The organism is Halorubrum sp. FL23 (genome assembly GCF_052439115.2).
Classification (GTDB): Archaea; Halobacteriota; Halobacteria; order Halobacteriales; family Haloferacaceae; genus Halorubrum; species Halorubrum persicum.
In genome coordinates this window covers 16,287-42,825 of record NZ_JBQVRO020000004.1, presented here as the reverse complement: position 1 = coordinate 42,825, position 26,539 = coordinate 16,287, and the positions used below count along the sequence as shown (strand labels likewise).

Annotated in this window: 27 protein-coding genes; 12 read left to right on the top strand and 15 right to left on the bottom strand. The window is 70.5% G+C overall.

The features are described from left to right. Nucleotide 1: 1 nt before the first annotated feature. Both ACT4MF_RS06120 and ACT4MF_RS06115 read right to left on the bottom strand, forming a co-directional pair. A complete protein-coding gene (locus tag ACT4MF_RS06120) occupies nt 2–619 on the bottom strand; it encodes a winged helix-turn-helix transcriptional regulator (RefSeq protein WP_444682184.1) in 618 nt (205 codons plus the stop codon). Nucleotides 620–767: 148 nt separating this feature from the next. Continuing rightward, a complete protein-coding gene (locus ACT4MF_RS06115; protein ID WP_444682185.1) occupies nt 768–1,910 on the bottom strand; it encodes an SPFH domain-containing protein in 1,143 nt (380 codons plus the stop codon). A 216-nt stretch (nt 1,911–2,126) separates the two neighbouring features. Here ACT4MF_RS06115 and ACT4MF_RS06110 point away from each other — a divergent pair, with 216 nt between their 5' ends. Continuing rightward, nucleotides 2,127–2,903 (top strand): protein sorting system archaetidylserine synthase, encoded by a 777-nt coding sequence (locus ACT4MF_RS06110; RefSeq protein ID WP_444682186.1) that lies wholly within the window; start codon nt 2,127–2,129, stop codon nt 2,901–2,903. Nucleotides 2,904–3,025: 122 nt separating this feature from the next. Here ACT4MF_RS06110 and psmB read toward each other — a convergent pair whose 3' ends face one another. After that, nucleotides 3,026–3,757, bottom strand: coding sequence for an archaeal proteasome endopeptidase complex subunit beta (gene psmB, locus ACT4MF_RS06105; protein WP_099256204.1), 732 nt, complete (start codon nt 3,755–3,757; stop codon nt 3,026–3,028). Between the two features lie 278 nt (nt 3,758–4,035). Further along, nucleotides 4,036–4,209, bottom strand: coding sequence for a hypothetical protein (locus tag ACT4MF_RS06100; protein ID WP_180271835.1), 174 nt, complete (start codon nt 4,207–4,209; stop codon nt 4,036–4,038). A 343-nt stretch (nt 4,210–4,552) separates the two neighbouring features. Between ACT4MF_RS06100 and ACT4MF_RS06095 the strand changes: the two genes are divergently transcribed. After that, entirely contained in the window at nt 4,553–5,215 is a 663-nt protein-coding gene (locus ACT4MF_RS06095; RefSeq protein ID WP_444682187.1) for a uracil-DNA glycosylase family protein, read from the top strand. A gap of 325 nt (nt 5,216–5,540) precedes the next feature. Here the strand turns inward: ACT4MF_RS06095 and ACT4MF_RS06090 are convergent, their stop codons facing one another. From ACT4MF_RS06090 to ACT4MF_RS06075, 4 genes are all read right to left on the bottom strand, one after another. After that, a complete protein-coding gene (locus ACT4MF_RS06090) occupies nt 5,541–6,779 on the bottom strand; it encodes an asparagine synthase C-terminal domain-containing protein (protein ID WP_444682220.1) in 1,239 nt (412 codons plus the stop codon). Nucleotides 6,780–6,784: 5 nt separating this feature from the next. Next, entirely contained in the window at nt 6,785–7,468 is a 684-nt protein-coding gene (locus ACT4MF_RS06085; protein ID WP_099256206.1) for a PHP domain-containing protein, read from the bottom strand. A gap of 126 nt (nt 7,469–7,594) precedes the next feature. Continuing rightward, nucleotides 7,595–7,861 carry a DUF7513 family protein gene (locus ACT4MF_RS06080; protein WP_099256207.1) on the bottom strand — a complete coding sequence of 89 codons (267 nt, stop codon included), beginning with the start codon at nt 7,859–7,861 and terminating at the stop codon, nt 7,595–7,597. Further along, complete coding sequence (locus tag ACT4MF_RS06075) at nt 7,858–9,513, bottom strand: Na+/H+ antiporter NhaC family protein (RefSeq protein ID WP_444682188.1); 1,656 nt, start codon at nt 9,511–9,513, stop codon at nt 7,858–7,860. The genes ACT4MF_RS06080 and ACT4MF_RS06075 overlap by 4 nt, the downstream gene beginning before the upstream one ends. 379 nt (nt 9,514–9,892) lie before the next feature. Between ACT4MF_RS06075 and ACT4MF_RS06070 the strand changes: the two genes are divergently transcribed. From ACT4MF_RS06070 to ACT4MF_RS06055, 4 genes are all read left to right on the top strand, one after another. Next, nucleotides 9,893–10,363 carry a 30S ribosomal protein S15 gene (locus tag ACT4MF_RS06070; protein ID WP_099256209.1) on the top strand — a complete coding sequence of 157 codons (471 nt, stop codon included), beginning with the start codon at nt 9,893–9,895 and terminating at the stop codon, nt 10,361–10,363. Nucleotides 10,364–10,528: 165 nt separating this feature from the next. Then, on the top strand, nt 10,529–11,812 hold the full coding sequence (locus ACT4MF_RS06065) for an exonuclease RecJ (RefSeq protein WP_444682189.1): 1,284 nt from the start codon (nt 10,529–10,531) through the stop codon (nt 11,810–11,812). Continuing rightward, entirely contained in the window at nt 11,809–12,123 is a 315-nt protein-coding gene (locus ACT4MF_RS06060; protein WP_444682190.1) for a KEOPS complex subunit Pcc1, read from the top strand. The genes ACT4MF_RS06065 and ACT4MF_RS06060 overlap by 4 nt, the downstream gene beginning before the upstream one ends. Next, entirely contained in the window at nt 12,120–12,767 is a 648-nt protein-coding gene (locus tag ACT4MF_RS06055; protein WP_444682191.1) for a 30S ribosomal protein S3ae, read from the top strand. Before ACT4MF_RS06060 ends, ACT4MF_RS06055 begins: the two co-directional genes overlap by 4 nt. Nucleotides 12,768–13,070: 303 nt before the next feature. Here ACT4MF_RS06055 and ACT4MF_RS06050 read toward each other — a convergent pair whose 3' ends face one another. After that, nucleotides 13,071–13,643, bottom strand: coding sequence for a GNAT family N-acetyltransferase (locus tag ACT4MF_RS06050; protein ID WP_444682192.1), 573 nt, complete (start codon nt 13,641–13,643; stop codon nt 13,071–13,073). 113 nt (nt 13,644–13,756) lie between these two features. Between ACT4MF_RS06050 and ACT4MF_RS06045 the strand changes: the two genes are divergently transcribed. Then, nucleotides 13,757–14,035: a DNA-directed RNA polymerase subunit L gene (locus tag ACT4MF_RS06045; protein WP_099254876.1), complete on the top strand. Its 279-nt coding sequence runs from the start codon at nt 13,757–13,759 to the stop codon at nt 14,033–14,035. Nucleotides 14,036–14,182: 147 nt separating this feature from the next. Then, the gene (locus ACT4MF_RS06040) at nt 14,183–15,211 is read left to right on the top strand and encodes a glycosyltransferase family 4 protein (RefSeq protein WP_444682221.1); all 1,029 of its coding nucleotides are present in this window, start codon (nt 14,183–14,185) and stop codon (nt 15,209–15,211) included. A gap of 88 nt (nt 15,212–15,299) precedes the next feature. On the opposite strand, the gene ACT4MF_RS06035 is transcribed toward ACT4MF_RS06040, so the two are convergent. Next, nucleotides 15,300–15,659 carry a DUF7510 family protein gene (locus ACT4MF_RS06035; protein ID WP_444682193.1) on the bottom strand — a complete coding sequence of 120 codons (360 nt, stop codon included), beginning with the start codon at nt 15,657–15,659 and terminating at the stop codon, nt 15,300–15,302. Between the two features lie 143 nt (nt 15,660–15,802). On the opposite strand from ACT4MF_RS06035, the gene ACT4MF_RS06030 reads away from it, so the two are divergent. The 4 genes from ACT4MF_RS06030 (at nt 15,803) to ACT4MF_RS06015 (ending at nt 20,232) form a co-directional block, all read left to right on the top strand. After that, nucleotides 15,803–17,077, top strand: coding sequence for a Single-stranded DNA binding protein (locus ACT4MF_RS06030; protein ID WP_099254879.1), 1,275 nt, complete (start codon nt 15,803–15,805; stop codon nt 17,075–17,077). Then, nucleotides 17,074–18,768 (top strand): hypothetical protein, encoded by a 1,695-nt coding sequence (locus ACT4MF_RS06025; RefSeq protein WP_444682194.1) that lies wholly within the window; start codon nt 17,074–17,076, stop codon nt 18,766–18,768. The genes ACT4MF_RS06030 and ACT4MF_RS06025 overlap by 4 nt, the downstream gene beginning before the upstream one ends. Beyond that, nucleotides 18,768–19,580: a metallophosphoesterase gene (locus ACT4MF_RS06020; protein WP_444682195.1), complete on the top strand. Its 813-nt coding sequence runs from the start codon at nt 18,768–18,770 to the stop codon at nt 19,578–19,580. Before ACT4MF_RS06025 ends, ACT4MF_RS06020 begins: the two co-directional genes overlap by 1 nt. Before the next feature lie 76 nt (nt 19,581–19,656). Then, complete coding sequence (locus ACT4MF_RS06015; protein WP_444682196.1) at nt 19,657–20,232, top strand: putative phosphothreonine lyase domain-containing protein; 576 nt, start codon at nt 19,657–19,659, stop codon at nt 20,230–20,232. 36 nt (nt 20,233–20,268) lie between these two features. Here the strand turns inward: ACT4MF_RS06015 and ACT4MF_RS06010 are convergent, their stop codons facing one another. The 5 genes from ACT4MF_RS06010 to ACT4MF_RS05990 form a co-directional block, all read right to left on the bottom strand. Then, the gene (locus tag ACT4MF_RS06010; RefSeq protein ID WP_444682197.1) at nt 20,269–20,730 is read right to left on the bottom strand and encodes a hypothetical protein; all 462 of its coding nucleotides are present in this window, start codon (nt 20,728–20,730) and stop codon (nt 20,269–20,271) included. Continuing rightward, complete coding sequence (locus ACT4MF_RS06005; RefSeq protein WP_444682198.1) at nt 20,727–21,887, bottom strand: thiolase family protein; 1,161 nt, start codon at nt 21,885–21,887, stop codon at nt 20,727–20,729. Before ACT4MF_RS06005 ends, ACT4MF_RS06010 begins: the two co-directional genes overlap by 4 nt. Nucleotides 21,888–21,966: 79 nt before the next feature. Continuing rightward, complete coding sequence (gene mutL / locus ACT4MF_RS06000) at nt 21,967–24,267, bottom strand: DNA mismatch repair endonuclease MutL (protein WP_444682199.1); 2,301 nt, start codon at nt 24,265–24,267, stop codon at nt 21,967–21,969. A gap of 210 nt (nt 24,268–24,477) precedes the next feature. After that, nucleotides 24,478–25,539 carry a sugar ABC transporter permease gene (locus ACT4MF_RS05995; RefSeq protein WP_099254886.1) on the bottom strand — a complete coding sequence of 354 codons (1,062 nt, stop codon included), beginning with the start codon at nt 25,537–25,539 and terminating at the stop codon, nt 24,478–24,480. Continuing rightward, complete coding sequence (locus tag ACT4MF_RS05990) at nt 25,536–26,531, bottom strand: carbohydrate ABC transporter permease (protein ID WP_099254887.1); 996 nt, start codon at nt 26,529–26,531, stop codon at nt 25,536–25,538. The genes ACT4MF_RS05995 and ACT4MF_RS05990 overlap by 4 nt, the downstream gene beginning before the upstream one ends. Nucleotides 26,532–26,539: the final 8 nt, after the last annotated feature.

Below are 26,539 nucleotides of genomic sequence, written 5' to 3'. Positions count from 1 at the left end.
GTTACGGGTCGTACGCGACAAGCGACGACGCGTCGTCTGCGAACGCGACGGCGTCGGCGTCGAAGGAGTCGGCGTACCGAACGACGAGCGTGAGCAGCCGCTCCGGTTCGGTCAGCGTGTAGCCGTCGGTCCGGTCGAGGAGTCCGGTCGCTTCGAGGTCGGCGGCGGCGGTGCTCACGGTCGGTCGGGAGACCCCGAGCTCGGCCGCCAGGTCCGCGCCGGTCGCCGTCGGGTCGCGCAGCAGCGCGAGGATCATCCCCCGGGACGTATCGCGCCGCAGGTACCCGAGCGCGCGTTTGTCGAGGTCGCCGAACCTGTCGGCCGGGAAGTACCGTCGGTAGTCGGCGTCCTTCGCCGATTCGATCTCGCCCGCTTCCTCCAGCTTCCGGAGGTGGTGCTGCGCCTCGCCGGTGCCGAGCCGGAGGTCGTCGCGAAGCTTCGAGAAGTGAGCGCCGGGCGTCGTCGGCACGTACCCGCGGATCGCCTCGCGGGTCTCGTTCGCGTCGCCCCCGTCGCCGTCCGAGTCGGCGCTTGCGGTCCCGACGAACGGCGCGGCGGCTCCGATGGCGGCGAACCGCCGGAGCGTCTCGCGTTTCCGCCCGTCGATCCCGTCTGTCACGGGCGTAATCGTCGTCCGTTCGACTAAAGCACTTCGTTCGGGGCGGTATCGGACCGTTCCGGGCGGTGGGCGTCGATAGGGCGTCGCACCCGTCGACGGAACACTGCGGTCCCAAATCGCGATCGGCGACGGCGAGGGCGTCTCTCGGTCAGCTCTCTCGGTCGGTCTCGGCGTCGCCGTCGACGGCCTCCTCGTCCATCTCCTGGATGACCTCGTCGGCCGACTTGATGTCCGCGCCGGCGCCGCCGGCCTTGACGGCTTCGGCCTCCTTCTCCAGCTCCTCGACGTTCATCTCCGCGGACTCCTCGATCTGCCCGAGGATCTCGTCGATGTCGTCGAGCCCGAGCATCTTCCGGGTGTCGTCGTCGAACTCCTTCCCGTCGAGCCCTTCCATCTCCTGAACGTCGGAGCCGGAGAGGGCCTTGCCGTAGCGGCCGACGAGGCTGGTGAGCTCCTGCGGGAGGACGAACGTCGTCGATTCGCCCTTGCCGATCTCTTCGAGGGTCTCCATGCCGCGCTCGATGATGGCGCGCTCGCCCATCGACTCGGCCGAGCGCGCGCGGAGGACCGTGGAGATGGCGTCCCCCTGTGCCTCGAGGATCTGGCTCTGCTTTTCGCCCTGCGCGCGGATGATGTTGGACTGTTTGTCACCCTCGGCCTGCTCGACGGCGGAGCGGCGTTCCCCCTGCGCTTCGAGGATCATTGCGCGGCGACGGCGCTCGGCGGAGGTCTGCTGCTCCATCGCCTGCTGAACGTCCTTCGAGGGGTTGACCTCGCGGACCTCGACGCTCTCGACGCGGATCCCCCACTCGTCCGTCGGCTCGTCCAGCTCCTTCCGGATCTTCGCGTTGATCTCCTGCCGCTTGTTCAGCGTGTCGTCGAGTTCCATGTCGCCGAGGACGGCGCGCAGAGTGGTCTGCGCGAGGTTCGAGACGGCCTTCTTGTAGTCGTCCACTTCGAGGAACGCCTTCTTGGCGTCCATCACCTTGATGTAGACGACCGCGTCCGCCGTCACCGGTGAGTTGTCCCGCGTGATCGCCTCCTGACGGGGAACGTCCAGCGTCTGGGTCCGCATGTCGAACGCGTAGGTGCGGGAGACGAACGGCGGGATGAGGTTGATACCCGGCTCGAGCAGCTTCCGGTACTCACCGAAGACGGTGAGCGTCTTCTTCTCGTAGGCGTCGACGATCTCGAACGACTGCCACAGCGTGACGACCACCAGAAGCAGGAAGAGCAGCCCAACGCTCACCAGGCCGAAGCCGAGCCCGGATTGGAGGGTAATCGGATCCATGGACAGAAGTTGGACCAACGCGTTGTTAATACTTCGCCCGATCGGGGTGTACGCTCCAGCAACGCCGATCCCGTCGCACGGAACGCGGAGCCGGTCGCGCCCGGACGGAAGCGCGGCGTCGGTCGGCGCGGGGAGACTGCGAACCGGGCGCCGGCGTGAGCGGGAGTCGTTTCGGAGATAACAAACCCTAAAACCCGGCTCGGCAACCGATCCCGTATGCATTTGCGGTTCGTCGGGCGGCTCGGGCTCGCAGACGCGGTGACGGTGGCGAACGCGGCGGTCGGCTTCCTCGCGGTCGTCGCTGCGGCCGTCGACCCCCGGCTCGCGGCCCGCCTCATCCTGCTCGCCGCGGTCGCGGACGGGCTCGACGGGGTCGTCGCGCGGCATCGCGGCTCCACGGACGCCGGTCCGTACCTCGACTCGCTGGCCGACGTGGCGTCGTTCGGGGTCGCTCCCGCCGCGCTCGTAGCGTTCGTCGTCCTCGATGCGCGGGCGTTCGCGACCGAACCGGTCTTCGTCGCCGCGAGCGTCGCCGTCGCGGCCCTGTTCGTCTCGATGGCGGTCGCCCGGCTCGGCATGTACACGGCCTACGACACCGACGAGCGCGAGACGGTCGGCGTGCCGACGACGCTGGCGGCCACGGTGCTCGCCGCGGCCGTCATCGCCGGCTACACCGCCCCCCCGCTGCTCGTCGCGGCGACCGCCGCGTTCGCCCTGCTGATGGGGTCGACCGTCACGTACCCCGACCTCCACGCGCAGGACGCGCTCGTGATGGGCGTCGTACAGGCGGCCGTGATCCTCACCCCGGTCGGCCACATGGTCACGTCGCTCCTCCCGACGTGGATCGGGGAGGGGTTCGCGTTCGCGCTGCTGTTCCTCTCCGCCGGCTACCTCGTCCTCGGTCCGCGGTTCTACTGGGGGGACGGGATCCAGTCGCCGAGGGACGTGGACGACGCGACAGACGCCGACGCCGTCGAGGATCGCGGCGCCTAGGCTGTCGGCGCGTCACTGGGCGCGGCGGAACCGCTCGGTACGAAACGGATAAACGGGTGAGTGGAGGGAAACGGGCGGACTGACAGCGCGGAACGGGTCGCAAAACGAGTTCGGGGGCCGCCTTACAGGAGGTCGTCGAAGTCCTTGTAGCGGGTGATGTCGACGCCCTCGTCGGTGACGACGGCGACGTTGATCCCGTTGCCGGACGCGAGGTCGCGCTCGACGGCGGACTGGATCGCCTTCGCGGCGATGGTCTTCGCCTCGTCGACGCTCACGTCATCGTGGTACTCCTGTTCGAGGACACCGAGGGCGTACTGGGAGCCGGAGCCGGTGACGGTGTACTCCTCCTCGGTCGTGCCGCCGAGGGCGTCGATCGAGTAGATGTGGGCGCCCTCGTCGTCGACGCCGCCGAGGATCGGCTGGACGATGTAGAACGCGCCCGACCGGAGGAGGTTCCCGGTGAGCGTCGACAGCGCTTCCATCGACATGTCCTTTCCGCGGCGAGTCTCGTAGAGGCTCGTCTCGGCTTTCAGCGTCGAGATGAGGTTCTGGGCCGCGGAGACGGAGCCGGCGATGGTCAGCGCGCCGCGCGGGTGGACCTCCTCGACCTTCTGAACGTCCTTCGAGGAGACCATGCCGCCGAGAGAGGCGCGCATGTCGGTCGCCATCACGACGCCGTCGGCGGTCTTGATGCCGACCGTCGTGGTGCCGGTCTTCATCTCGCCCTCGCCGTCGGCCTGCGCCGCGCGGCGTTCGCTGTGTTCGAACTCGCCGATCTCCGGTCCGAAGACGGGCTGGTCGCGGCCAAGCTCTTCGGCCGGCCCGTCAGAGAGGTCGCCAGTCGGTGTTCGCATTACGCCTCCGTTGGCTCGGCGCGCTGATAAAGGCAACCCTTCGGGGACCGACCGCCGGTTCCGACGGGTCTATTCGTCGGCGACCGCGCTCCGACGATATTCAGACGACGCACGGCGAATACGCGCGCTCCGAGGCGCTGGATGGGGCACGGCAACGACGGTGAGGGACGAGTCACGGCAACGACGGTGAGCGTTCGACGTTGGCGGGCGCTCTGGATCGTCGGTGCGCTCGGGACGGGTGGTCCAGAAAACGAGTCGTCACGACGGCGCCGGCGCGTTCACTCCTCGGTGGCCTCGTACACCTCGCCGGTGGTTTCGACGAGCCGGCCGATGGGGACGTTGATACCGAGTTGCTCGCGGGCGAAGACGGCCACCGGGAACAGCGAGATCCCGATGGCGACGGTCGCCTGGTGCAGCCCGAAGAGAGCCGCCGTACGGATGCGGTCGAACATGGGTCTTCGAGCAACCGGAGCGGAGGTACGTATAAATACCTTCCGGGGAGCGCGAGCGACCCACCTCGATGCAGTCATGCGGTTTGGAGTCATAAATTAACGATTATGAAATATAAACGGGAGGCGGTCACGATCGGGATATCCACGGCGGTTCGAATCCCGCTCGTTTCCATAAGTTATGGGAATCGTTTGCGCCTCGTGCGCCTCGCCTCTAGGCGATCGCGACGCGATCCGAGACCGACGGCTCGATCGTCCCCGTCGGCCTCGGAGCCATGCTCGACGCTCGGATCGGTCCGGGTACGGACCGAACGCGATTTAACCGGTCCGTCGCCTATCACGCGGCGTGCAGAACGTTACGGACAGGACGCGGAACCCGTTCGGGATGCGACCGGACTGCGAGTCGTTCGTGCCCGGGTACGGCGACGCCAACGCCGACTTCCACGTGATCGGTGACTACCCCGGGGTCCACGGCGGCGCCGACACCGGCGTCCCGTTCACCGGCGAGCCGTGGTCGACCGCGTTCCTCTCCGCGCTGGTCGAAGGGGGACTGATCGCGGGGTTCGACGATCCCCCGACGAGTGACGACGATGCGACCGCCGGGACGATCGCCGCTGACCGGACCTTCTTCTCGTATCTCCACATGTGCGTGTCCGACGGCCGCCCGGACGAGTCGTCGTACGACGACATGGAGCGGTTCTTCGACGCGGAGATCCGGGCGATCGCCGCCCACGTCCTCCTCCCGGTCGGCGCGCGCGCGACCGACCACGTCCTCCGGCAGTACACCTCGCGGGCGCACAAGACGGAGATCGACATGGACGCGCTCCACGCCGAGGAGCTGCTCGGCTCCGGGTGGCTCGTCCTCCCGATCAAAGACCCCGTCGAGTGGACCGAGGGTGACGGCGACCGCCTCGCCGCCGCGCTCCGCGAGCTCCGATCGACGGATTTCCGCCGCGAGAGCGACCTCGGGCGCTTCATCGCGGGCAGCGACCCGTACCTCGTCAGGTGACGCGCACCGGAGCACGGACCACCGCCCGCGGCGGCGCACCCCACTCAGTCCGATCGCTCGGCCGGATGGATGTGCGGTTCCGACATGGCTCCGAGGCTCCGATCGGATCGATTAGCGCGAATCCGAGAGATTAGTGTTCGAACGTCATTCATTCGCGGGACGCTGGTGTGATATTTGTCGCTACTCCCCGAATTTTATATCAGTCACCGTCTTTCGTCAGTAGGCGCCCGAACGATCGGGCGTCGGCCGTAGGACTGGTACTCCATACGGCGGCTTGGTCAGCACCGGCCCTCACGGGCCGTTTTTCGCGCCGCTCGGTCCTCGCCTACTCCGTCCCCAGCAGCGCGTCGAGGTACTGCCCGACGTGGTCGTCCATCCGTCTCTTGAACCCCGCCCGCCGGGCCAGCCGGTCGAGCTCTCGGGAGACGTACGTTCCGTACTGGACCGCCTTCTTGTCGGCCGTCCGGACCGACTCCGGCACGCGCCCGGTCGCCGCCCGCCGGAGCGCGATCTTGCGCTCGCCGTCGCTCGCGAGCAGTTCGCCCGGCAGCGAGAGCGCGGCCGCAACGACTCGGTCGTCGAGCAGCGGCGCGACCGGCTCGACCCCGGCGGCGCGGAGCGCGAGCACGTCGCGTTCGAGCTGTCCGGGGAGCGTTCGGACGGTCTCGGTCCGCGCGCCTCGCACCGTCTCCGCGGCGACGCGGTCGTCGCCGACGGGGTCGGCGACCTTGCTGTAGCCGCCGAACAGCTCGTCGGCGCCCTGGCCCACGGCGAGCCGATCGATACCGTCGGCCGCGGCCGCCTCCGCCGCGAGGTACAGCGGGACCGCGATCGCGACGTCCATCGGGTTGCGCCGTCCGGTCGCCGCGGCCACCTCGCGGACCGCGCGCACGAGGCCGTCGTGGGTGATCTCGACGACGCGGAGTTCCAGCTCCATCGCCGCGGCGGCCTCGCGGGCGGCCTCGATGTCGTGACACCCCTCGAACCCGGCGACGTAACACGGCGCGTCCGGGACCGCGGCGGCGACGACGCCCGAGTCGACGCCGCCGGAGAAGGCCACCGCGAGGTCGCCGGCGTCGCTTCCCGGTTCGGGGCCGGCAACGTCGAGATCGGCGAGCGCGGCGCCGAGGGCGTCGTCGACCGCGGTCTGTCCGGACTCAGCGTCGACCGCGCCGCCGTCCGGAAGCGACCAGACGCGCTCGGTCCCCGCCGCCGACACGAGAGCGCCTGCCGGGACGGGTTCCGGTTCGTCGAGGTCGGCCCGGTCGAAGCTCCACGCGTCGGCAGCCGTGGGATCGCGGCCGGTGGTTGGATCGCAGTCGGTGGCTGGATCGCCGTCGGTCGCTGACCCGCCCTCGGGCGCCACGCCCGCGGCGCCGCGCTCGACGAACAGCGGTTGGCGGCCGAGCGCGTCCCTGACGAGCACCGGCCCCTCGCGGTCCGGCGGATCGCGAAGGAGCCCCGCGAAGCCGCGTCCGCCGGGGAGGGCGTCTCCGTCACGGAGGGCGTCGCGGACGTGCTCGGGCGATGCCCCGCACAGCTCGGTGGGATGAGCGCCGCCCATCGCGGTCACCGCAACGCGTCCAGCGCCCGGAGCGCGCGGCGCTTGGCCCCGCCGCCGAACTGGCGGAGCGAGACGCGCCACGGGGTCCGTTTCCCGACGACGCTGGTCCGACCGTCGGCGATCCCCTCGAGGATCGCCGCCGCCGAGCGCTCGTCGGCACCGACCTCGGTCACGGCCTGTCCGACCATCTCCGAGATGTGCGCGTCGCTGCCGGCGGTCATCGGGAGTCGGTTCCGGATCGCGAACTTCTCGGCCTGTCGGTTCGATCGCCCCGTGAACAGCCGCGAGTTGTACACTTCGAGGGCGTCGGCGCTCGCCAGCTGCTCGTCGCTGATGTGGGCCGCGACGCCGTGCCGGGACTTCTGGAAGGGGTGGGGAACGACCGCGATCCCGCCCTGATCGCGGATGCGATCGAGCGTCTCGTCGAAGGGGAGCCCGCTCTCGACGCGCTCGCGGATGCCGAACGCGAGGACGTGGCCGGCCGCGCTCGTCACCTCCATGCCGACGATGCCGACGAGCCCGTAGTCGGGGGCCTTCTCGGCCGCCTCGATGCTGGCGTCGATCTCGTCGTGGTCCGTGACGGCGAGCGCGTCCAGTCCGACCGCCGACGCCTGCTCCAAGAGGAGGTCAACCGGGTCGCGTCCGTCGTAGGACAGCGCGGAGTGCGCGTGCAGCTCGACCGATAACACGCGCTCTGATTCGGGCGTGCTGTTCAAAAGCGCCCCGGTCCGCGGCGGTTCGCGTCGAAAGCGGCGGGCGAGTCCGCGCCGGCGACGCGGTCCGCGAAAAAACGGCTTCGGCGCCGGGCCGGCCGGTCAGAACGCGCTTCCGCCGACCGTCTCGCGGTACGTTCCGGTCCCGCGGTGCGCCGCCACGTCCCACGTCTCGACCGCGACCAGCACGCGGGTGTTCAGGGCGTCGGCCGGCGCGTCCTCGATCCGGAGCGTCGAGTCGCCGATGCGGGCGACGGCCGTGTCGCCCTCCTGACCGGTGACCATCACCTCAATCACGTCGCCGGTGTCGTAGTCGGGCGTCGAGCCTCGGAACGAGAACCCGGCGAAGAACTTGTCGAAGCGGCTCATGCGCGCGACACCTCCTCGGAGGTCCGGTCGGGAATGTACTCCCGCCCGAACCCGGTGATCGCGGCGATCAGGAAGACGATCACGAGGAACCAGCCGTGGAACACGTACGGCACGACCTCGATGGGGTTGACCACCATCGCGTCGCCGTACTCGGCGCCGAGCCCCCCTGGACCCACCATCACCTGGTAGCCGACGAGGACGCCGCCGGCCCACGGGAAGATGTACCCGAGCGCCGAGGTGTTCGCGTCGAGAATGTTCGCGCGCCGGTAGCCGTTGATGTTGAACTTCTCGCCGATCCGCGCGATGTACGGGGCGATCGCGATCTCCGCGGCGGTGTTGATCGTGATCATTCCGTTGATCGTCGCCGTGCCGAGCACCATCGTCAGCTCGGCCCGCCGGACGTTGGTCGCGACGGAGTTCAACAGGAACTCCAAGATCGCCTCGAAGCCGCCCCCGCGGATCATGATCTGCGCCATCGACACGATCAGCAGCGTCAACACGATGAGCGGGAAGAAGCCGGTCGCGCCCGTATAAAGGCTCCCGCCCACGCCCGTGGTCTCGCCGACCGCGACGAACGGCAGCGCGGTGAACGTTCCGGCCTCGCTCACGGTGAACACGAGGATGTCGCTCACCGACGAGAGCCCGAACAGGAGGTTGGACGCGACGGCGACGACGATCCCCCACGAGATCGCCTCGACGATGTGTCGGCCCGCGACCGCGGTCACGATCACGACGCCCATCGAGATCAGGTGGACCAGCCCCGCCGCAGCCGCGTCGAGTTCGGCCGCGCCCTCGAGGCTCGCGCCCGGTAGGACCGAGCCCATGACCAGGTACGCGACGAACGCGGGCACCGCCGCCGCGATCGCGTACTTGAACCGCGAGGCGACCACGCCGCCGATGTCGGCATCCTGCGTCACCGCGCTCACGATCGTCGTGTCACTGACGGGCGCGAGGTTGTCGCCGAACACGGCGCCCGACAGGATCGCGGCGAACAGCAGCACCGGGTTCGCGCCGAGGAGGACCCCCGCCGGGAAAAAGAGGGTCACGAACGCGATGGTCGCGCCGTACCCCGTCCCGATTCCGGTCGCGAGCAGCCCACAGAGAACGAACGCGGCCGCCGGGAACGTCGCCCCGCCGACGTTCAACGCGTCGGCGGCGAAGATGAGCCCGTTGACGAACCCGCCGACTTGGAGCGTGTCGGCGAACATCCCGGCCCACAGCCACGCGACGATCGCCGTGGCGGCGACGCGCTGGGTCATCCCCTCGAAGATGGTGTCCGCGTACGTCTTCCAGCTCCCGCGAACGAAGAACATCCCGAGGATCGTCCCGATCAGCGCCCCGATAACGAGTCCGTCCGAGCCGCCGACTCTGAGGATTCCGCTCTGGAAGATGGCCCAGACGATGAAGAAGGCGAGGGGGATCGTGCTCGCCCACTTCCCGCCGTAGAACGTGATCCGCGGCTCGGCGTCTGTCTCCGCTCCCGTCCCGGCGCTGAGTCCGCCGTCAGTCGCGAGTTCGCCGCTCGTCTCGGACTCGCTCCCCGACGCGGATCCGCCGTCGGACACGTCGGAGCCGCCCCCGCCGGGCGGGGCGCCGTCGGGTGGTTCGTCGCCGGTCCGGTCGATCGGGTCGCCGTCGGATTCGTCGGTCATGTGTCTTTCCCACGCATCCGGTAACCCACGACCTACGTAAACCCTCGTGTCCCGCATCCGTCGGCGCGTCCGCCCCTCGTCCCGCTCGCGTCACTCGACGTGGGCTCTCGCGGTCGTCCGGGAGAGCCACAAGAACACGCTTAAGAACCCCGACGCCGACCCCACATACGGGAACAGCACAGCTGCAGATCCGACGCGCCGGGGTCTTTTCGCCCACGGCTTGGGAATGTAGCAGTGCGCCGACGCCTCCGGCGTCGCGGTCGGGACGCCCGCTTCCGCGGGTCGCCCGGTCGGACCGCTCGACTCGCGAGCCGTCCGTCAGCCGCGTCGCGCGGAGTCGCGGTCACGTTGCGGTTGTGCCGTTCCAACCAGATACACAATGGCACGAATGCACACGCGCCGTCGCGGTTCGTCCGGTTCGGACAAGCCGGCGACGGACGAGAACCCGGAGTGGAGCGACGTCGACGCCGAGGACATCGAGTCCCGCGTCGTCGAACTGGCAGAGCAGGGTCACGACCCCAGCGTCATCGGACTCAAGCTCCGTGACGAGGGCGTCAAGGGCGTCCCGGTGCCCGACGTGAAGCTGGCCACCGGCAAGAAGGTCACCGAGATCCTCGATGAGCACGACGCGGACTCGGAGCTCCCCGAGGACCTCCGGAACCTGATGTCCCAGGCCATCCGCCTGCGCGAGCACATGGCGGAGAACGGGCAGGACCACCAGAACAAGCGCGCGCTCCAGAACACGGAGTCGAAGATCCGCCGCCTCGCGAACTACTACCGCGGCGACAAGATCGACGAGGAGTTCACGTACACCTACGAGAACGCCGCCGAGCTCCTCGGCGACAACTGACGACGCCGAGGCCGGCTCCCACGGGGAGCGACTCGGACGAGTAACCGACACGACGCGACAGCAGGTCGCGACGAACTGACGCGACGCGTCGATTCGCGACGCATCGATCCACGACGCATCGATCCAGAACGCACCGCCCCACGACCGCACCACACGACCCACCCGATGACCGAAGCCACATCCGTCACGCCCGCCCCCGACGCCCTCGCCGGCGTCCTCGCGGACGCGCCGTTCGCCCGGCTCGTCGCGACCGACGACGGCGACGCGCTCGCGGCAGCCGCGCTCCTCGCACGAGCGCTGCGGGCGGTCGGCACGCCGTTCCAAGTCCGCGTGTCTCGGGACCCCGTCCCCGACGCCCGCGACGACGCCGTCGCGGTGGCCGTCGGCGCGGATCGGGGCCCGCACGCGATTCCCGGCACGAGGTGCCCGGCGAGCGCGGACGCGTTCGCGATCGCGCGAGCCCTCGGCGACGACGATCCCGATCCGGTCGTCGCGCTCGCCGGCGTCGTCGCCGCCGGCTCCGTACCCGGCACGGACGGCTCCGGCGACGCCTTGGCGGCGGCCGAGGACGACGACCGGGTCCGGCGACGCCCCGGCGTCGCGCTCCCGACCGCCGACGTGGCGGACGGGCTCGCGGCCTCGACGCTCGTCCGGACGCCGTACTCCGGCGACGGCGAGGCTGCGCGCGCCGCGCTCGCGGAGCTCGGGCTCCCGGCCGACATCGACGACGACGCCCACCGACGCCTCGCGTCGCTTGTCGCCGTCGACGTCGCCGACGCGGACGGCGCGAGCGCGCGGGCCGCCTCGGCGGTCGAGCGCGCGCTCCGCCCCTACGCGACGGTCGGCGACGCGGCGCCGTTCGAGACGGTCGGCGGCTACGCCGACGTGCTCGACGCGCTCGCCCGCGCGGCTCCCGGCACGGGAGTGGCGCTGGCGCTCGACGCCGACCCGGACACCGAGCTGCGGACCGCCGCGCTCGACGCCTGGCGGACGCACGGGCTCGCCGCGCACCGCGCCCTCGACGCCGCGACGACCGCCCGGTACGACGGCTGTTTCGTCGCTCGCGTCGACCTCGCGGGAGACGACACCGAGGGCGGTGACGGGGTCGCGCCCGACGCGGCCGCCGTCCTGCCGACGGTTGCCCGGCTCGCCCGGGACTTCCGGTCGCCGGAGCCGGTCGCGGTCGCGGTCGACGAGGCCGCGGGTCTGCTGGCGGCCGCCGCGATCAACGGGGGCCGCGCAGCGGACGACGCGGCGACCGGCGGGGACCGCGCGGCGGACGACGCGCCCCCCGAGCCGATCGGCATCGGCGACGCCTGCCGGTCCGCGGCGGGCGACGTCGGCGGCGACGGCTGGGGGACCGCCGAGCGCGGCGGGATCGCGGTCGCAGAGAGCGAGACCGACGGCGACATTACGGGCGCGCTCGCCGCGCTCAGGGAGGCGCTATGAGCGGGGAGTCCGCTCCGAGCGAGGGTGAGGGCCGGACCGCGACCGTCCGGACGACCCACGCCGACGCCCCCCTCGTCGCCGCCGCGCTCGCCCCGGACGAGACCGACTCGATGGCCACCCGCGTCGACGGCGACGCGATCGAGTGCGTCGTCGAGCGCCCCACCACCGGCGGGCTGCGGTCGACCGTGGACGACCACGTCGTGAACCTACGCGTCGCGGACCGACTCGTCGAGCGCGCGAGGGCTCACCTCGCGGCCGACGACGGAGCGCGCCGCTCCGACACCAACGGCGACACAGACACCAACACATGAGCGAACGATCCGTATCCAAGAGCAGAGAACAGAAGCGCTGGTACTCCGTGCTGGCGCCCGAACAGTTCGACCGGAAGGAGCTCGGCGAGACGCTCGCCGAGGAGCCCGAGCAGGTCGTCGGCCGCACGATCACGACGACGCTGGGCGAGCTGACCGGCGACTCCGGCGCGAACAACACGAAGCTCACCTTCAAGATCACCGACGTGGGCAGCGACACGGCCTACACCGAGTTCATCAAGTACGAGCTCACGCGGGACTACCTGCGCTCGCTCGTCCGCCGCGGCGCCTCGAAGGTCGAGGCGTCGATCACGGTGCTGACGACGGACGACTACCGCATCCGCGTTCAGCCCGTCGCGCTGACGACGAAGAAGGCCGATCGCTCGCAGGAGAAGGCGATCCGCCGCGTCATGATCGACAAGGTCCACGCGGCCGCCGAGGACCGCACCTTCGAGTCGTTCGTCGACGCCATCGTCGAGGGGAACCTCTCGTCGGCCATCTACGGCGACGCGAAGCTCATCTACCCGCTTCGCCGCGTCGAGGTCCAGAAGCTGACCCTCGAAGCGCGCCCGTCCGAGGTCGCCGCCGAAGAGGAGACCGCCGTCGACGTCGACGCCGACGAAGTGGCCGTCGACGCCGACGAGTAACGCCTCGCCGAGCGACTCCGCAGTTTTTCCGTTTATCGATCACCTAGCGGCGGCGCTATCCAGAATGGAGATCGGAGACGGTGGCGCGTGCCTGCGAGGCCGCCCCGCGGCCGAGCAGCGCGCGAGGTCGCCGGCGCTACGCGCCGGCTGCCAGAGGGACCGAAGGTCCCTCGCTGGAGTCGGTCGTCCGGAGCAACGCGGAGGACGACCGACGAGGCTGGGGAGGCGTGAGGCTGTGGTTGTCGTTGGGAATTTGAAGCCGTTAACCGTCGATCCCGCACTACCGAAACGGCGGTCACACAACTACCCCACCTCCCGCGTCAGCTGCTCGCGGTACGGTTCGAACCCGTGTTTCTCGTAGAACGCCATCGCTCGCTCGTTGTCGACGTCGACGTCGAGCCGGAGCTCGCCGCAGTCACGCTCCCGAGCGTCGGCCGCCGCGCGCTCCAGGAGCCGGCTCGCGACGCCGCTCCCCCGGTACGGCTCCTGGACGTAGATGTCGCCGACAACCAGCCGGTCGGGACGGTCGAACACCGTGGGGCACTCGTCGACGCTCGTCGAGACGAACGCCACGAAATCGCGGTCCGGGTCCGGGACGCCGGGGGGCGCGGGATCGATCGGGTCGAGGGCGTCGCCGTCGGTCGCACCCGGATCGGCGTCCGAGCCGGCCGCGACGACCCACACCCGGCGGTCCGGGTTCTCCCGCAGCAGGCCGAGCTGGAACTCGGTCTCCGCGGCGATCAGCTCTCCGTCGGGTCGGTCCGCGAGCGCGTGCCTCGCCACATTCGCTGCAAGGTCGCGGTGATACGGGAGCCACAGCTCCGCCGCGTACCGCTCGACGGCGGCCTCGGTGGCCGGCAGGCGTCGGATCTCCATACGGCGGCAACCGGAGCCGGCGGCATACGCTTTCGGGTCGCGTGGGGATCGGTCGCACCTCTCGATATTCGGGAGACGAAAGCTTGAAACGCCGCTCGCTCGACCTGACAAACATGAAACTGCGGGTCATCGAGAAAACCGACACGGAGCTCCGCATCGAGATCGCCGGCGAGGACCACACGTTCATGAACGTGCTGAAGGGCGTCCTGCTGGAGACCGACGACGTCGCGGCCGCGACCTACGACATGAACCCCGAGCAGTCCGGCGGCCAGACGGAGCCGGTGTTGACGGTGAAAGCCGAGTCCGGCGATCCGCTCGACGTGCTCGCCGACGCCGCCGGGTCGATCACCGACCGCACGGACGCGCTGCGCGACGCCGTGAAGGCGGCCTGAACCGGGACCGAAGAGCGTTTCGGAGCGTCTTTTCGTCCGCTTTCTCGCCCTTCACCTTCCGCTCTTTCCCGCGAGCCGCCCGGCCGAACGAGGGGCATACCTAAGTGCCGACTCCCGAAACGGGGAGGTATGCCGCCGAGCGTACTCATGCTGGGATGGGGATATCCGCCGAACATCACCGGTGGGCTCGACGTTCACGTCGGTGAACTCTTCTCCGGGCTCCGCGACGACTTCGGGGTGGACGCCACCCTCGTGTTGCCCGCGGAGTTCGCGCCGGACGACGAGCCGGGGATCGAGCCGGTCGAGACGGGGAAGGGGGACGTTGCGGCCCGCGTCGACCGCCTCAGCGACCGGTTCGCGGATCTCGCTCCGGACCACGACGTGATCCACACGCACGACTGGTTCGGCTACGGCCCCGGCCGACAGGCCGCGCGCGCGTCGGACGCGACGTGGGTGTCGTCGTTCCACTCGCTGGCGAGCGACCGCAACATCGACCCGCCGACCCGCGAGGTCGAGACCGAGCGCCGCCTCGCGAACGCCGCGGACACCAACATCGCGGTCAGCGAACTCGTGCGCGAGGACATCCGCGAGCTGTACGACGCCGACTCCCGCGTCGTGTACAACGGCTTCTCGACGCCGAAGTTCTCCGGGAAAGACATCCGCGAAGACCTCGGAATCCACGGCGAGATGCTGTTCTTCGTCGGGAGACACACGGACCAGAAGGGGATCTCGCACCTGCTGTACGCGATGCGGAAGCTCCACCGCCACGACGTGACGCTCGTCGTCGGCGGCTCGGGCCACCAGACCGACCAGCTGAAGCGGTTCGTCGAGCTGCTCGGCATCGAGGACCGCGTCGAGTTCGTCGGCTACGTTCCGGAGGCGGAGCTGGGCGACTACTACGCCGCCGCCGACGCGTTCGTCTCCCCCTCGTACGCGGAGCCGTTCGGCATCACGATCACCGAGGCGCTGGAGTCCGGGACGCAGGTCGTCGCCACCCGCTCGGGCGTCGCGGAGGTGCTCCCGGACGACTGTCTCGTCGAGGTGGAAGTCGACTCGGAGTCGATCGTCGACGGGATCGCGACCGCGCTCGACCGCGAGGAGCCCCCGACGTACGAGCGACGCGAGTGGTCGGACGTCACCGAGGACACGCTCGCCGTCTACGAAGACGTGGCGTAAGACGCTCTGCACTCCGCTCGGCGTTTCTCAACCCGTTTCCATCGGTATCGACTGCGACTCACCGCGTCTGCCCGGCGCTACTCACCGGCTAGTCGCCGCCGCTCGCGTCGCCCGCGTCGCCGTCGACAGCGCTGCCGTCGCCGCGGTACACGTCGAACTCGGTGGCCGTCTCCGGGTGGGTGATCCGGAAGCCGTCCGCGGTGTCGATCACGCCCCGTGTGCTTCCGGACCCGCCGCCGTACGGGCTCTCCTCGCCGTCGACGCCGCTCCCGCCCTGATACGGCGAGGTGTACGGCGACTCGGAGACGGGCTCGTCGAAGTCCTCCGGCGGGAGGTAGATCCGCTCGCCGCTCGCCGAGCGCACGACGACCGCGATGTCACGAGTTCCGCTCACGTCGATGACGGTCCGCTCTCCCGTGACGCGCGCGTCGATGTCGATCTCGTCCATGCCTCACGTTGCGGACGGGGGCGGTTTAGCACTACCGGCGCCCGCGGCCGACGAGGTCCCGGAGGCGGGCAACGGGCACCGCGGACCCGAGATCCGGGAGGGGTGGTGAACCCTTTTGTGCGGTCGCGTCGAACTCCGACCCGATGGACGTCAACAGCCATGCCGAGGAGCTCGCCTCCGACCTCGGTGTCGACAAAGAGGAGGTCAAAGCCGACCTGCAGAACCTGCTGGAGTACAGCGTCCCGATCGACGAGGCCAAACAGAGCGTCCGCCGGAAACACGGCGGGGGTGGCGGCGGCTCGACGCCGACGCCCGACGCCGTCGACGTGGGCGAGATCACCACCGACCACGACGGCGTGACGGTCACCGTCAGGGTGCTCACGCAGGGGACCCGCACGATCCGGTATCAGGGCGACGACCTCACGATCCGCGAGGGGGAGATCGCCGACGAGACCGGTGTCATCTCCTACACCGCGTGGCAGGACTTCGGCTTCGAGCCGGGCGACTCGCTGACGATCGGCAACGCCGGCGTCCGCGAGTGGGAGGGCGAGCCCGAACTCAACCTCAACGACTCCACCACCGTCGCCATCGCCGACGAGCCCGTCGAGGTCGATCGGGCGGTCGGCGGCGACCGGAGCCTCGTCGACATCGACGCCGGCGACCGCGGGCGTAACGTCGAGGTCCGCGTGCTGGAGGTCGACGAGAAGACGATCTCCGGGCGAGACGGCGAGACGGAGATCCTGGAGGGCGTCGTCGGCGACGCCACCGCGAAGCTGCCGTTCACCGACTGGCAGCCCCGCTCCGAGCTGAAGCCGGGCACCGACCTCCGGATCGAGGACGTGTACGTCCGCGAGTTCCGCGGCGTCCCCTCGCTCAACCTCACGGAGTTCTCGACGGTGACGCCGCTCCCGGACCCCGTCGAGGTCGCCGAGGACGCGCCCCGGCTGTCGATCGCCGAGGCGGTCGGCTCCGGCGGCATGTTCGACGTGGAGATCGTCGGCAACGTCCTCGAGATCCGGGACGGCTCCGGGCTCATCGAGCGCTGTCCGGAGTGCGGCCGCGTGGTCCAGAACGGCCAGTGTCGGAGCCACGGCGACGTGGACGGCGAGGACGACCTCCGCGTGAAGGCGATCGTTGACGACGGCACCGACACCGTCACCGTCGTCCTCGACGACGAACTGACCGCCGAGGTGTACGGCGGCGGGCTCGACGACGCCCTCGACGCCGCGAAGGACGCGATGGACAAGGCGGTCGTCGCGGACGACATCGCCGACTCGCTGGTCGGGCGCGCGTACCGCGTCCGCGGGAACCTCTCGGTCGACGACTACGGCGCCAACCTCGACGCGACCGAGTTCGCGCTCGCGGACGACGACCCCGCCGACCACGCCCGCGCCGCGCTCGCGGAGGTGGGCGAATGAGCGACGACGGGCCGGGCGCCCGCGAGGTCGCCCACCGGCTGTTCGCCGCCGAGTTCGACGACGCCTCCCTCTCGTACTCCGAGAGCGACGAGGAGCGCGCCCCGAACTACGTGGTCACGCCGACCGGCGCGCGCGTGAACCGACTGTTCGTCGCCGGCGTGCTCACCGAGGTCGAGCGCGTCAACGACGAGACGCGCCGCGGGCGGGTCGTCGATCCCACCGGCGCGTTCGTCACCTACGCCGGGCAGTACCAGCCGGAGGCGCAGGCCTTCTTAGAGCGCGCCGACCCGCCGTCGTTCGTCGCACTCACGGGGAAGGCGCGCACCTTCGAACCCGAGGACTCCGACCGCGTGTTCACCTCGGTCCGGCCCGAGAGCCTCAACGAGGTCGACGCCGACACTCGCGACCGGTGGGTCGTCTCCGCCGCGGAGGCCACGCTCGACCGGCTCGCCGTCTTCGCGGCGGCGCTCGACTCCGACCTCCGGGGCGAGGCGCTCCGCGCGGCGCTCGAATCGGGCGGCGCGCCCGACTCGCTGGCGGCCGGAATCCCGAAGGCGATCGCCCACTACGACACCTCGACGGCCTACGTCGAGGCGCTCCGGCGGCTCGCCGTCGACGCCCTGGAGCTGATCGCCGGCGACCGCGACGAGGTGCGCGCCCTCGAGGCCGCGCCCGACGAGGGCGGCGAGGCCGCGATCGGCGCGCTCCCGGAGACCGACGTTACGATAGAGCCGCCGACCGACGCGGTCGCCGACTCGTCGGCGGCCGATCCGGCGGTGTCCGACTCCGAACAGCCCGAACCGGTCTCTGAGACGGACTCCGAGGCCGCGGAGGTCGAGACGACTGAGACGAGTGAGGCAGCCGAGGCGACCGAAGCGACCGAAGCGACCGAGACGGCCGAGGCGACCGAGACGATCGACTCCGAATCGACGGAGTCCGCCTCGATCGGCTCCGAAGCATCCGACGCTGCCGATGCTGTCGACACTGCGGACGCCGCCGACGCCGCCGACGCCGCGGCTGTCGACTCCGACTCCGCACCCACCGGGACCGAGTCCGCCGCGTCCGTGCCCGACCCCTCGGAGACGGAGTCCGAGTCCCTCGACGCCGAGCCGGAACCCGACCTCGGTTCCGAGCCCGCCGACGAGAGCGACGGACTCGGCGACTTCGACGCCGGAGCGGGCGACGCCGACGAAGCCGGCGCGGAGAGCGCCGACGTCGACCCCGACGAGCCGCCGACCGAGCCCGCCGCCGACGAGATGTACGAACTCGACGACGCGGAGCGCGAGGAGATCGAGTCGGAGTTCGGCACCGACTTCTCGACCGGCAGCGAAGTCGACGAGCCCGGCGAGGCCGACATCGACGTTCCCGACCCCGAGGAGATGGAGGAGCCGGCCGCGGCCGAGAGCGGTGACGCGGCCGCGGGGCAGTCGGACGCCGGCGCGCAGCCGGCGGACGAGGCGCCGGCGGGCGACGAGGCGGGCGAAACGGCCGCCGACATCGACCTCGAAGCCGCGGTCGTCGACGCGATGGGCGCGCTCGACGACGGCGACGGCGCCGACCGCGAGGCGGTCGTGGAGGCCGTCGCCGACGATCACGGGGTCGCGGCCGACGCGGTCGAGGACGCGATCCAGGACGCGCTGATGAGCGGGAAGTGTTACGAGCCGGGCGACGGCATGCTCAAACCGATCTGATGACGCCGGGGGCGTCGCCCGCCGTCGAGCCGGTGGTCGGCGAGCCGGCGGCCGTGGCCGACCTCGGGAGCGAGCGCGCCCTGCTGGTCGCCGACGTGCACGCGGGCATCGAGGTCGGGCTCCGCTACGAGCGCGGCGTCGAGCTCGACAGCCGCGCCGCCGAGCGCCGCGAGCGCCTCTGCGATCTGATCGCCGAGACCGACGCCGACCGACTGGTGGTTCTCGGCGACCTCGCACACCGGATCGCGGCGCCGGAGGGCGACGAACGCGAGGAGATCGTCGAGCTGGTCCGGGCGGTGACGGACCGGGTCCCCATGACGCTCGTCGAGGGCAACCACGACGCCGGAGTCGCGGAGGCGTTCGCCGACGATCTGGACGTGATCGGGGCCGGCGGCGGGATTCTCGGCGACGGCAGCCGCGGTGACAACGGCGCGTCCCCCCGCGGCGACACGGGAATCGGCGTCCTCCACGGCCACACGTGGCCCGATCCCGCACTCCTCGACGCCGACGTGGTGTGTATGGGCCACGAGCACCCCCAACTGCGGCTAGAAGACGCGGTCGGCGGGTCGCGCGTGGAGCGCGCCTGGCTCCGCGGACCCCTCGATCCGGCGGCGTTCGTGGAGGGGGACGAGCATGCTCCCTCCGAACCGCCCGAACTCGTCGTCTTTCCCGCGTTCAACGAGCGCTCCGGGGGGACGTGGATCAACGTCGACGGCCAGTCGTTCCTGGCGCCGTTTCTCCCGGAGGCCCTCCCGTCCGGCGACGCCTACCTGTTGAACGGGACGCGACTCGGCGACTTCCGACGGATCTGAAGGGGCGACGCTCCTCCCCGGCTCGCCGCCCTCCCGCGCCGGGAGCGTTTTTCTCTCGCGGGACGAAACGACGCCCATGACCGTCGACCGCGCGCCGACCGAGATCGACGAGGCGGGGTGGCACTGGCTCCGGGTCAAACACGTAACGGGATTTCCGCGGGACGCCCGGGACGGCTACTTCCCGGAACACGGCGTGACGCGGCCGGCGGCGACGACGGAGGCGCACCTCCCGGCGATCGAGGCCGACGAGGAGTCGCTCCCGGCCGACACCGAGACCGTCGCCGACGCGGACCGGCTCGCTCTCGAAACGACGTACCTGAGCGGGAAGTGGCTCGTCGAGCGCCCGCCAGAGGCGGTGGACGACCTCTGGGAGGCGGTGGTCGACGATGTCGCGGCGGGGCGCTTCTGGGACGCGAAGGTCTCGACCCGCGCGGGTTGCGAGGCGTTCGGCGAGACGGAGCACGCGGTGCTCGTGTTCACGCCGAACTACTTCGACCGGAGAGATGTCGATCGGGTGCGACGCCGGCTCAGGGACGCCCACGGGGTGACTCGCGAGATCCGGTACCGCCCGGACGTGTACACGCTTGAGGGCGTCCACGAAACGCGGCTCGGCCCCCTCACCGACTCGGACTCGGCGCGGTTCAGAAGTTGAGCCGGCGACAGCGCCGGCGGCTCGCGGCGTCGCCGACTACTCGACCGGCCGGAACCGGAACCCGTCCCACGCCTGGCTCTCGGGTTCGCGGATCCCGGCGCCCGGTTCGCGCAGTTCGCCGGCGTAGACCGGCTGGACGCGGTCGCCGATGTCGACGTCGAACGTCTCCCCGGAGCCGTCCTCCCGCCCGGCGATCTGTCCGAGCGCGCGGACGGCCGGGCCGTCGTACTCATCGCCCAGTTCGAACTCGACGATAGCGAGGGTGTTGGGCTCGCGGACGCCCGGCGGCGTCGCCGTCGAGGTCGTCCACGTGAGGACGTGCCCCTCGTACTCACGGAGGTCGACCGTCCCGACGCGCTCGGCACCGTTCGGGCTCACGGTGTGGGGTGGGTAGGTGACGGTGCCGTCCGTGTACTCGGCGGCCTCGAAGGCCGGCTCGGCGGTCTCTTCGCTCGCGTCTCCCGCGTTCGCGTCGTCGGTCGCGTCGTTGTCGCTCATTGGTTGCCCTCCAGAATCGTCGTGGTCACGCAGTTCCCGAACCCGCCGACGTTGCAGGCGAGCCCCGTGTCAGCCTCGACCTGCCGCGGGCCGGCGTTGCCGGTGACCTGCTCGAATATTTCGTACACCTGTGCCACCCCGCTGGCGCCGAGGGGGTGCCCCTTCGACTTGAGGCCGCCGGACGTGTTGATCGGGAGGGCGCCGTCGCGGTCGGTGACGCCCTCCTCGACCGCCTTCCACCCCTCGCCCTTCTCGAAGAAGCCGAGGTCCTCGCTCTGGAGGAACTCGAGGATGGTGAACATGTCGTGGAGCTCCGCCACGTCGATGTCGTCCGGCCCGATCCCGGCCATCTCGTAGGCGATATCGGAGGAGTCGACGACCCCGCCCATCGTCGTCGGGTCGGCCCGCTCGTGGACGACGTGGGTGTCGGTCGCGCCGCCGATCCCCGAGACGACCGCGTACTCGTCTTCGGGGACGTACTCCGCGGCGACCGACTCCGGACAGAACACGAGCGCGGCCGAGCCGTCCGTGATCGGACAGAAGTCGTACAGGCGGAGGGGGTCGGCGACGATCGGCGAGTCGAGCACCGTGTCGAGGTCGACCTTCTTCCGGAACTGCGCGTGGGGGTTGTCCACGCCGTTCGCGTGGTTCTTCACCGCAACCTTCCCGAGGCTCTCGCGCGGCGCGTCGTACTCGTCGAGGTAGAGCCGCGCCGTGAGTCCCGCGAAGGAGGGGAGCGTCACGCCCTGTTTGTACTCGACCGGGTGGGTGAGCGACGCGATCACGTCGGTCGCCTCGGTGGTCGTCCGGTGGGTCATCTTCTCGCCGCCGACCAGCATGGTGAGGTCCGACGCGCCGGAGGCGACCGACTGCCACGCGGCGTACACGCCGGCGCCCCCCGAGGAGGAGGTCTGGTCGATGCGGGCGGTGTAGGCGGGCTGTGCCGCCAGATCGTGGGCGAGGGCGTTCGGGACCCCGGTCTGGCCCTCGAACTCGCCGCTGGCCATGTTCGAGACGTACAGGTGATCGAGGTCGTCGCCGTCGATTCCGGCGTCGTCGAGCGCGGCCGCGCCCGCCTCCGCCAGCAGCTCTCGCACCCACGCGTCACGCTGCCCGAACGGGGTCATCGACGCGCCGATGATCGCTACGCGTTCCATATCCGTGGGTCCACGGCGCCCGCCTAAAGCGTACCTCTCTGCGGTCGGCGAGCGACCGATCGACCGTCGCCCTCGCGGCTCACTCCCCGCGTCGCCCGGCGTGACCGGGGTAGTCGCGCTCGAACCGGGAGCCGATCTCGTCGCGGTCGAGGCGGATCACGACCGGGCGCCCGTGCGGGCAGGCGTACGGGTTCTCGCACGCGTCGAGCCGGTCGAGCAGGTCGACGACCGCCCCCTCCGTCAGCGAGGTGTTCCCGGTCACGGAGGGGTAGCAGGCGAGATCGGCGAGCAGCTCGTCGACCACGTCGGTCACCGGCTCGTCGCCGGCGGCCGCGTCGTCGACGAGCGCGGAGAGCACGTCCCGAACGAGGCCCGGATCGAGCGCGGCGTCGAACACCGCCGGGACCGACTCGACGATCACCTCGCGCTCGCCCGCCCGCTCGGCCCGGAAGCCGACTCCCGCGAGGTCCTCGACGAACTCCTCGAACAGCGCCGCCTCTCGAGCGGTGAGCTCTATTCGGACGGGCTCCGCGAGCGCCTGCGCGTCCGCGCCGCCGGCGAAGGCGGCCTGCAGGCGCTCGTAGTTCACGCGCTCGTCGGCGGCGTGCTGGTCGATCAACACGAGCCCGTCCGGCGCCTCGGCGACGACGTACGTCTCGTGGAGCTGGCCGAGCACCCGCAGCGGCGGGAGCGAGTCGTACGTGCGCTCCGCGGTCGTCGCCTCGCCGTCGAGCGTCCGCTGGGCGGTCGGGGTCGAGCCCGAGTCCGCCGCTGCCCCCAGTTTCCGTTGTCCCCCCGACGTGTCGACAGCGGCGTCCGTCGCGGAGTCGGCGGCGTCGTCCCTCGCGGAGTCGGCGGCATCGGGCCCGGAAGCGTCAGAACCGTCGTCGTCGTCCTTCCCGCCCCCACCGCTCTCGTCCGGCTCCGACTGCCAGGTCCGCGGCGAGGGGCGGTCGGTCGCGGAACCGCCGGACGTGTCGGGGGGGACCGACTCGCTGGGAGTGACCGACCCGGCCGCTTCCGCCCCGACGTCGCCGACCGCCCACGCCTCCTCGTCCGTGGGGTCCAGTTCGGACGCGCCGGTCGCGGACGCGGCGGCCTCACCGTCGCCGTCGTCGTTCTGATCGTCGCCGTCGTTCGGACCGTCGCCGCGCCCCGCCTCGCCGCTCCCCAACTTGCCCCCGTTCCGATTCCGCCCGCTCCGATCGCTGAGCGCGGCGCGTTCGTGGTCGGTCCCCGCGCCGCCGACGGCCTCGGTCTCCGGGGACTCGGGGGCGACCGCCGTCTCGTCCGGGGCGGACTGGCCCCTCGGAGCCGTCGACCGGATCAGCCCGTGGTCTAGGAGGGCCTCTTCGACGGCGTCCTCGACGGCTTCGCGCACCGCCGGCTCCTCGTCGAACCGGACCTCCAGCTTCCGGGGGTGGACGTTCACGTCGACGTCGCCGGGCGGGACCTCGACGAAGAGCACCGCGAAGGGGTACCGGTCGGGCGCGAGCTGGCCGCCGTACGCGTCGAGGACGGCCTCGCGGAGGGCGCTCGCGGTGACGTACCGACCGTTGACGTAGGTCGCCAGGTACTCGCGCGTCGACCGGGTCGTCTCCGGGTGCGAGACGAGCCCGCTGACACCTCGAACGGGCGGGCTGGCGGCGGAATCGGGGTCACCGGCGGAGTCCGGGTCGCTCCCCTTCGGCTCCCACTCAACGTCGACCATCGCCTCGGCGACCTCGCGGCCGTAGACGGCGAGGACGGCCGACCGGAGGTCGCCGTTCCCCTCGGTCGCGAACGTCTCTCGCCCGTCGTGTTCGAGCGAGACGGCGACGCCGGGGTTGGCGAGCGCGTAGCCCGTGACGACCGTGTTGACCCGGTCGAACTCGGTGGCGGTCCGCTTGAGGAACTTCTTGCGTGCCGGCGTGTTGTAGAAGAGGTCGTCGACCTCGACGGTCGTCCCCTCGGGGCAGCCGGCGGGACGCACCTCTCCCACCTGGCCGCCCTCGACGGCGATCTCCGCCCCCGCGTCGGCGCCGGGCGGGCGGGACCGGACGGTGAGCCGCGACACCGCGCCGACGGTGTACAGCGCCTCGCCGCGAAAGCCGAGGGTGCCGACGCCGCGGTCGAGGTCCTCGATGTCGCCGATCTTCGAGGTTGCGTGCTCGGCGACCGCGGCCTCCAGTTGCCCTTCCGGGATGCCGACGCCGTCGTCGCGGACGCGGATCCCCTCGGTGCCGCCGGCCTCGACCGACACGGCCACGCGCGTCGCCCCCGCGTCGAGGCTGTTCTCGATCAGCTCCTTGACGACGCTGGCCGGGCGCTCGACGACCTCGCCGGCCGCGATGCGCTGGACGGTCCGCTCGTCCAACCGCTCGATGTTCGGCGGCTCCATTGCTACCCGTTGGTGGGCCGAGCGCGCACTTGAACCCGTTGTCGGCGGCGGCGACGCCGGACGGAAGGTGTGTCGCACGGCGAGCCGATAGAAAACGGACCGAAAGGGACCGAAAACGGACCGAAAGGGACCGAAAGCGGACCGAAAGGGACCGAAAGCGGACCGAAAGCGAACCGAAAGCGAGCCGAGGCGGAACCGGGACGGAGCCGCTTAGCCTTCCATCCCGCCGAACGAGAGGCCGTCCTCGACGGAGCGCTGCGCCGCGAAGTAGACGATCGCGACGGGGAGCGCGAACAGGTTCGCGAACGCCGCGAACCGCGTCCACGGCGTGGAGAACCGCCCCTCGGTCGCGATGTTGTACAGCTCCACCGAGAGCGGGTAGTTCTCGGGGCGCAGCAGCGTCTGGGCGATGATGAACTCGTTCCACCCGGCGAGCCAGACGAAGATGAGCACGACGGCGAGCCCCGGCTTCGTCAGCGGGAGGATGACCTCCCGGATCGTGTCCAGGAAGCTCGCGCCGTCGACCATCGCCGCCTCCTCGTAGGAGACGGGGATGTTGTCCATGTACGTCTTCAACAGCCACGTGTTGAACGGGATCGCCGACGCGGCGTAGAACAGCCCGAGGATGAACAGGTTGTTCGTGAGTCCGTACGTGCTGAACAGCGAGTAGAGGGCGACGAGCGTCGCGATCGACAGCCCGGCGCCGATCTGCGTGAACAGCACGTAGCCGTAGAGGATGCGCTTGCGCCCCACGAACTGTCGGCGCGAGAACGCGTACGCGGCCGGGACGATCATCCCGAAGCCGGCGACGAGCGTCACGCTGACGATGTAGAGGCTGTTGAACAGCGCGCCGGGACCGGTCTCGGTGCCGGCCCATCGGAAGCTGACCAGCCCGCTCTCCCCGCCGAGGACGAGCTGGGGGTACCCCCAGTCGCCGTCGACGAAGAAGAAGTCGGACTCGAAGATCACCCACCGGTACGCGCCGAGGTTGTACGTCGTCGGGTCGGGGAAAATCCCGCTCGTGTTGAACAGCCGCGACCCCTCCGCCAGCGACGCGGTCGTGATCCAGAACAGCGGGAACAGCAGGACGAGCACCATCGCGAGCCCGAACAGCGTCATCAGGACGCTCTTGGTCACGTCCCACGCGGTGCGCTTCCCGGTTCGAACGTCGTACACGGCTCGCTGGACCATGACGGCGAACCGCTGCGGGGCGGTCGCGAGCGCGATCAGCTTGGCGGCGACGAACGACGCGAACGCGCGGATCGCGCTCATTCGTCACCCACCCCCTCCGCGAGGCCGCCGTAGCGGACGGCGGCGTACATGAACAGCCCGACGAACGCGATGCCGACGATCAGGATCGCGGCCGACAAGCCGAACTGGTTGAACGTGATCGCCTCGCGGTAGCCGTAGACGATGATCAGTTCGTTTTGCCGCGACGGACCGCCCTGGTTGAACACCCACGGGATCAGGAACTGCTGGAACGAGGTCGCGGCCGTGAGGATCGACGCGAACAGCACCGGCCCCTTGATCGCGGGGAGCGTCACGGTGCGGAACCGCTGGAGCGCCCCCGCGCCGTCGACCATCGCGGCCTCGTGGAGCGACCGGGGCACGTCCTGCAGCGCGCTCACGATGATGATCACCATGAACGGGTACGCCAGCCACACCTCCGTGGTGACGTACGCGAAGAACGCCTCCCACCGACCGCTGAGGAAGCCGATCGGCACGTCGAAGAGGAGGAGTTCCGGCGCCGACACCGACGACATGAGTTCGTTGTACCGGCCCAATATCGTGTTGAAGACGCCGTAGCGGGCGTCGCTGAACATCCCGCGCCAGACGGTGATCGTGAAGATGCCGGGGAACCCCAGCGGGACGATCACCGCCGCGCGCATGTACCGTTTGCCGGCGACGCGCACGTGATTCAACAGCAGGGCGATCCCCACCGCCAGAAACACCTTGAACACGAGCGAGACGGCGACGAACAGCCACGTCGTGAACATCGACGTACGGAACTGCGGGTCCGCGATCAGCTGGACGTAGTTTTCCAGCCCGATCAGCTGCGCGCCGCCCCCGATCACCGACCCGGCGAACGTCGCGTCGGTGAGCGAGATGTAGAAGAGGTAGATGATCGGATACAGCATGAAGCTGGAGAAGAGGATCGCGCCGGGAGCGACGAGCAGGAGCCCCCAGTCGCGGGTGGAGAAGGGCAGCGCTGCCCGGAGGCGCGACAGCCCGCTGACGTCGGTGCCGAGTTGCGAAGAGGCCATGGTCCCGA

What these genes read in the sequence shown, in the direction of transcription:
- ACT4MF_RS06040 (WP_444682221.1), top strand. Translation starts at nt 14,183, where the DNA reads ATGCTGGGATGGGGATATCCGCCGAACATCACCGGTGGGCTCGACGTT.
- ACT4MF_RS06100 (WP_180271835.1), bottom strand. Translation starts at nt 4,209, where the DNA reads ATGTTCGACCGCATCCGTACGGCGGCTCTCTTCGGGCTGCACCAGGCG.
- ACT4MF_RS06020 (WP_444682195.1), top strand. Translation starts at nt 18,768, where the DNA reads ATGACGCCGGGGGCGTCGCCCGCCGTCGAGCCGGTGGTCGGCGAGCCG.
- ACT4MF_RS06080 (WP_099256207.1), bottom strand. Translation starts at nt 7,861, where the DNA reads ATGAGCCGCTTCGACAAGTTCTTCGCCGGGTTCTCGTTCCGAGGCTCG.
- ACT4MF_RS06055 (WP_444682191.1), top strand. Translation starts at nt 12,120, where the DNA reads ATGAGCGAACGATCCGTATCCAAGAGCAGAGAACAGAAGCGCTGGTAC.
- ACT4MF_RS06045 (WP_099254876.1), top strand. Translation starts at nt 13,757, where the DNA reads ATGAAACTGCGGGTCATCGAGAAAACCGACACGGAGCTCCGCATCGAG.
- ACT4MF_RS06015 (WP_444682196.1), top strand. Translation starts at nt 19,657, where the DNA reads ATGACCGTCGACCGCGCGCCGACCGAGATCGACGAGGCGGGGTGGCAC.
- ACT4MF_RS06050 (WP_444682192.1), bottom strand. Translation starts at nt 13,643, where the DNA reads ATGGAGATCCGACGCCTGCCGGCCACCGAGGCCGCCGTCGAGCGGTAC.
- ACT4MF_RS05995 (WP_099254886.1), bottom strand. Translation starts at nt 25,539, where the DNA reads ATGAGCGCGATCCGCGCGTTCGCGTCGTTCGTCGCCGCCAAGCTGATC.
- ACT4MF_RS06010 (WP_444682197.1), bottom strand. Translation starts at nt 20,730, where the DNA reads ATGAGCGACAACGACGCGACCGACGACGCGAACGCGGGAGACGCGAGC.
- ACT4MF_RS05990 (WP_099254887.1), bottom strand. Translation starts at nt 26,531, where the DNA reads ATGGCCTCTTCGCAACTCGGCACCGACGTCAGCGGGCTGTCGCGCCTC.
- ACT4MF_RS06025 (WP_444682194.1), top strand. Translation starts at nt 17,074, where the DNA reads ATGAGCGACGACGGGCCGGGCGCCCGCGAGGTCGCCCACCGGCTGTTC.
- ACT4MF_RS06030 (WP_099254879.1), top strand. Translation starts at nt 15,803, where the DNA reads ATGGACGTCAACAGCCATGCCGAGGAGCTCGCCTCCGACCTCGGTGTC.
- ACT4MF_RS06075 (WP_444682188.1), bottom strand. Translation starts at nt 9,513, where the DNA reads ATGACCGACGAATCCGACGGCGACCCGATCGACCGGACCGGCGACGAA.
- ACT4MF_RS06005 (WP_444682198.1), bottom strand. Translation starts at nt 21,887, where the DNA reads ATGGAACGCGTAGCGATCATCGGCGCGTCGATGACCCCGTTCGGGCAG.
- ACT4MF_RS06070 (WP_099256209.1), top strand. Translation starts at nt 9,893, where the DNA reads ATGGCACGAATGCACACGCGCCGTCGCGGTTCGTCCGGTTCGGACAAG.
- ACT4MF_RS06090 (WP_444682220.1), bottom strand. Translation starts at nt 6,779, where the DNA reads ATGGGCGGCGCTCATCCCACCGAGCTGTGCGGGGCATCGCCCGAGCAC.
- ACT4MF_RS06065 (WP_444682189.1), top strand. Translation starts at nt 10,529, where the DNA reads ATGACCGAAGCCACATCCGTCACGCCCGCCCCCGACGCCCTCGCCGGC.
- mutL (WP_444682199.1), bottom strand. Translation starts at nt 24,267, where the DNA reads ATGGAGCCGCCGAACATCGAGCGGTTGGACGAGCGGACCGTCCAGCGC.
- ACT4MF_RS06035 (WP_444682193.1), bottom strand. Translation starts at nt 15,659, where the DNA reads ATGGACGAGATCGACATCGACGCGCGCGTCACGGGAGAGCGGACCGTC.
- psmB (WP_099256204.1), bottom strand. Translation starts at nt 3,757, where the DNA reads ATGCGAACACCGACTGGCGACCTCTCTGACGGGCCGGCCGAAGAGCTT.
- ACT4MF_RS06110 (WP_444682186.1), top strand. Translation starts at nt 2,127, where the DNA reads ATGCATTTGCGGTTCGTCGGGCGGCTCGGGCTCGCAGACGCGGTGACG.
- ACT4MF_RS06060 (WP_444682190.1), top strand. Translation starts at nt 11,809, where the DNA reads ATGAGCGGGGAGTCCGCTCCGAGCGAGGGTGAGGGCCGGACCGCGACC.
- ACT4MF_RS06115 (WP_444682185.1), bottom strand. Translation starts at nt 1,910, where the DNA reads ATGGATCCGATTACCCTCCAATCCGGGCTCGGCTTCGGCCTGGTGAGC.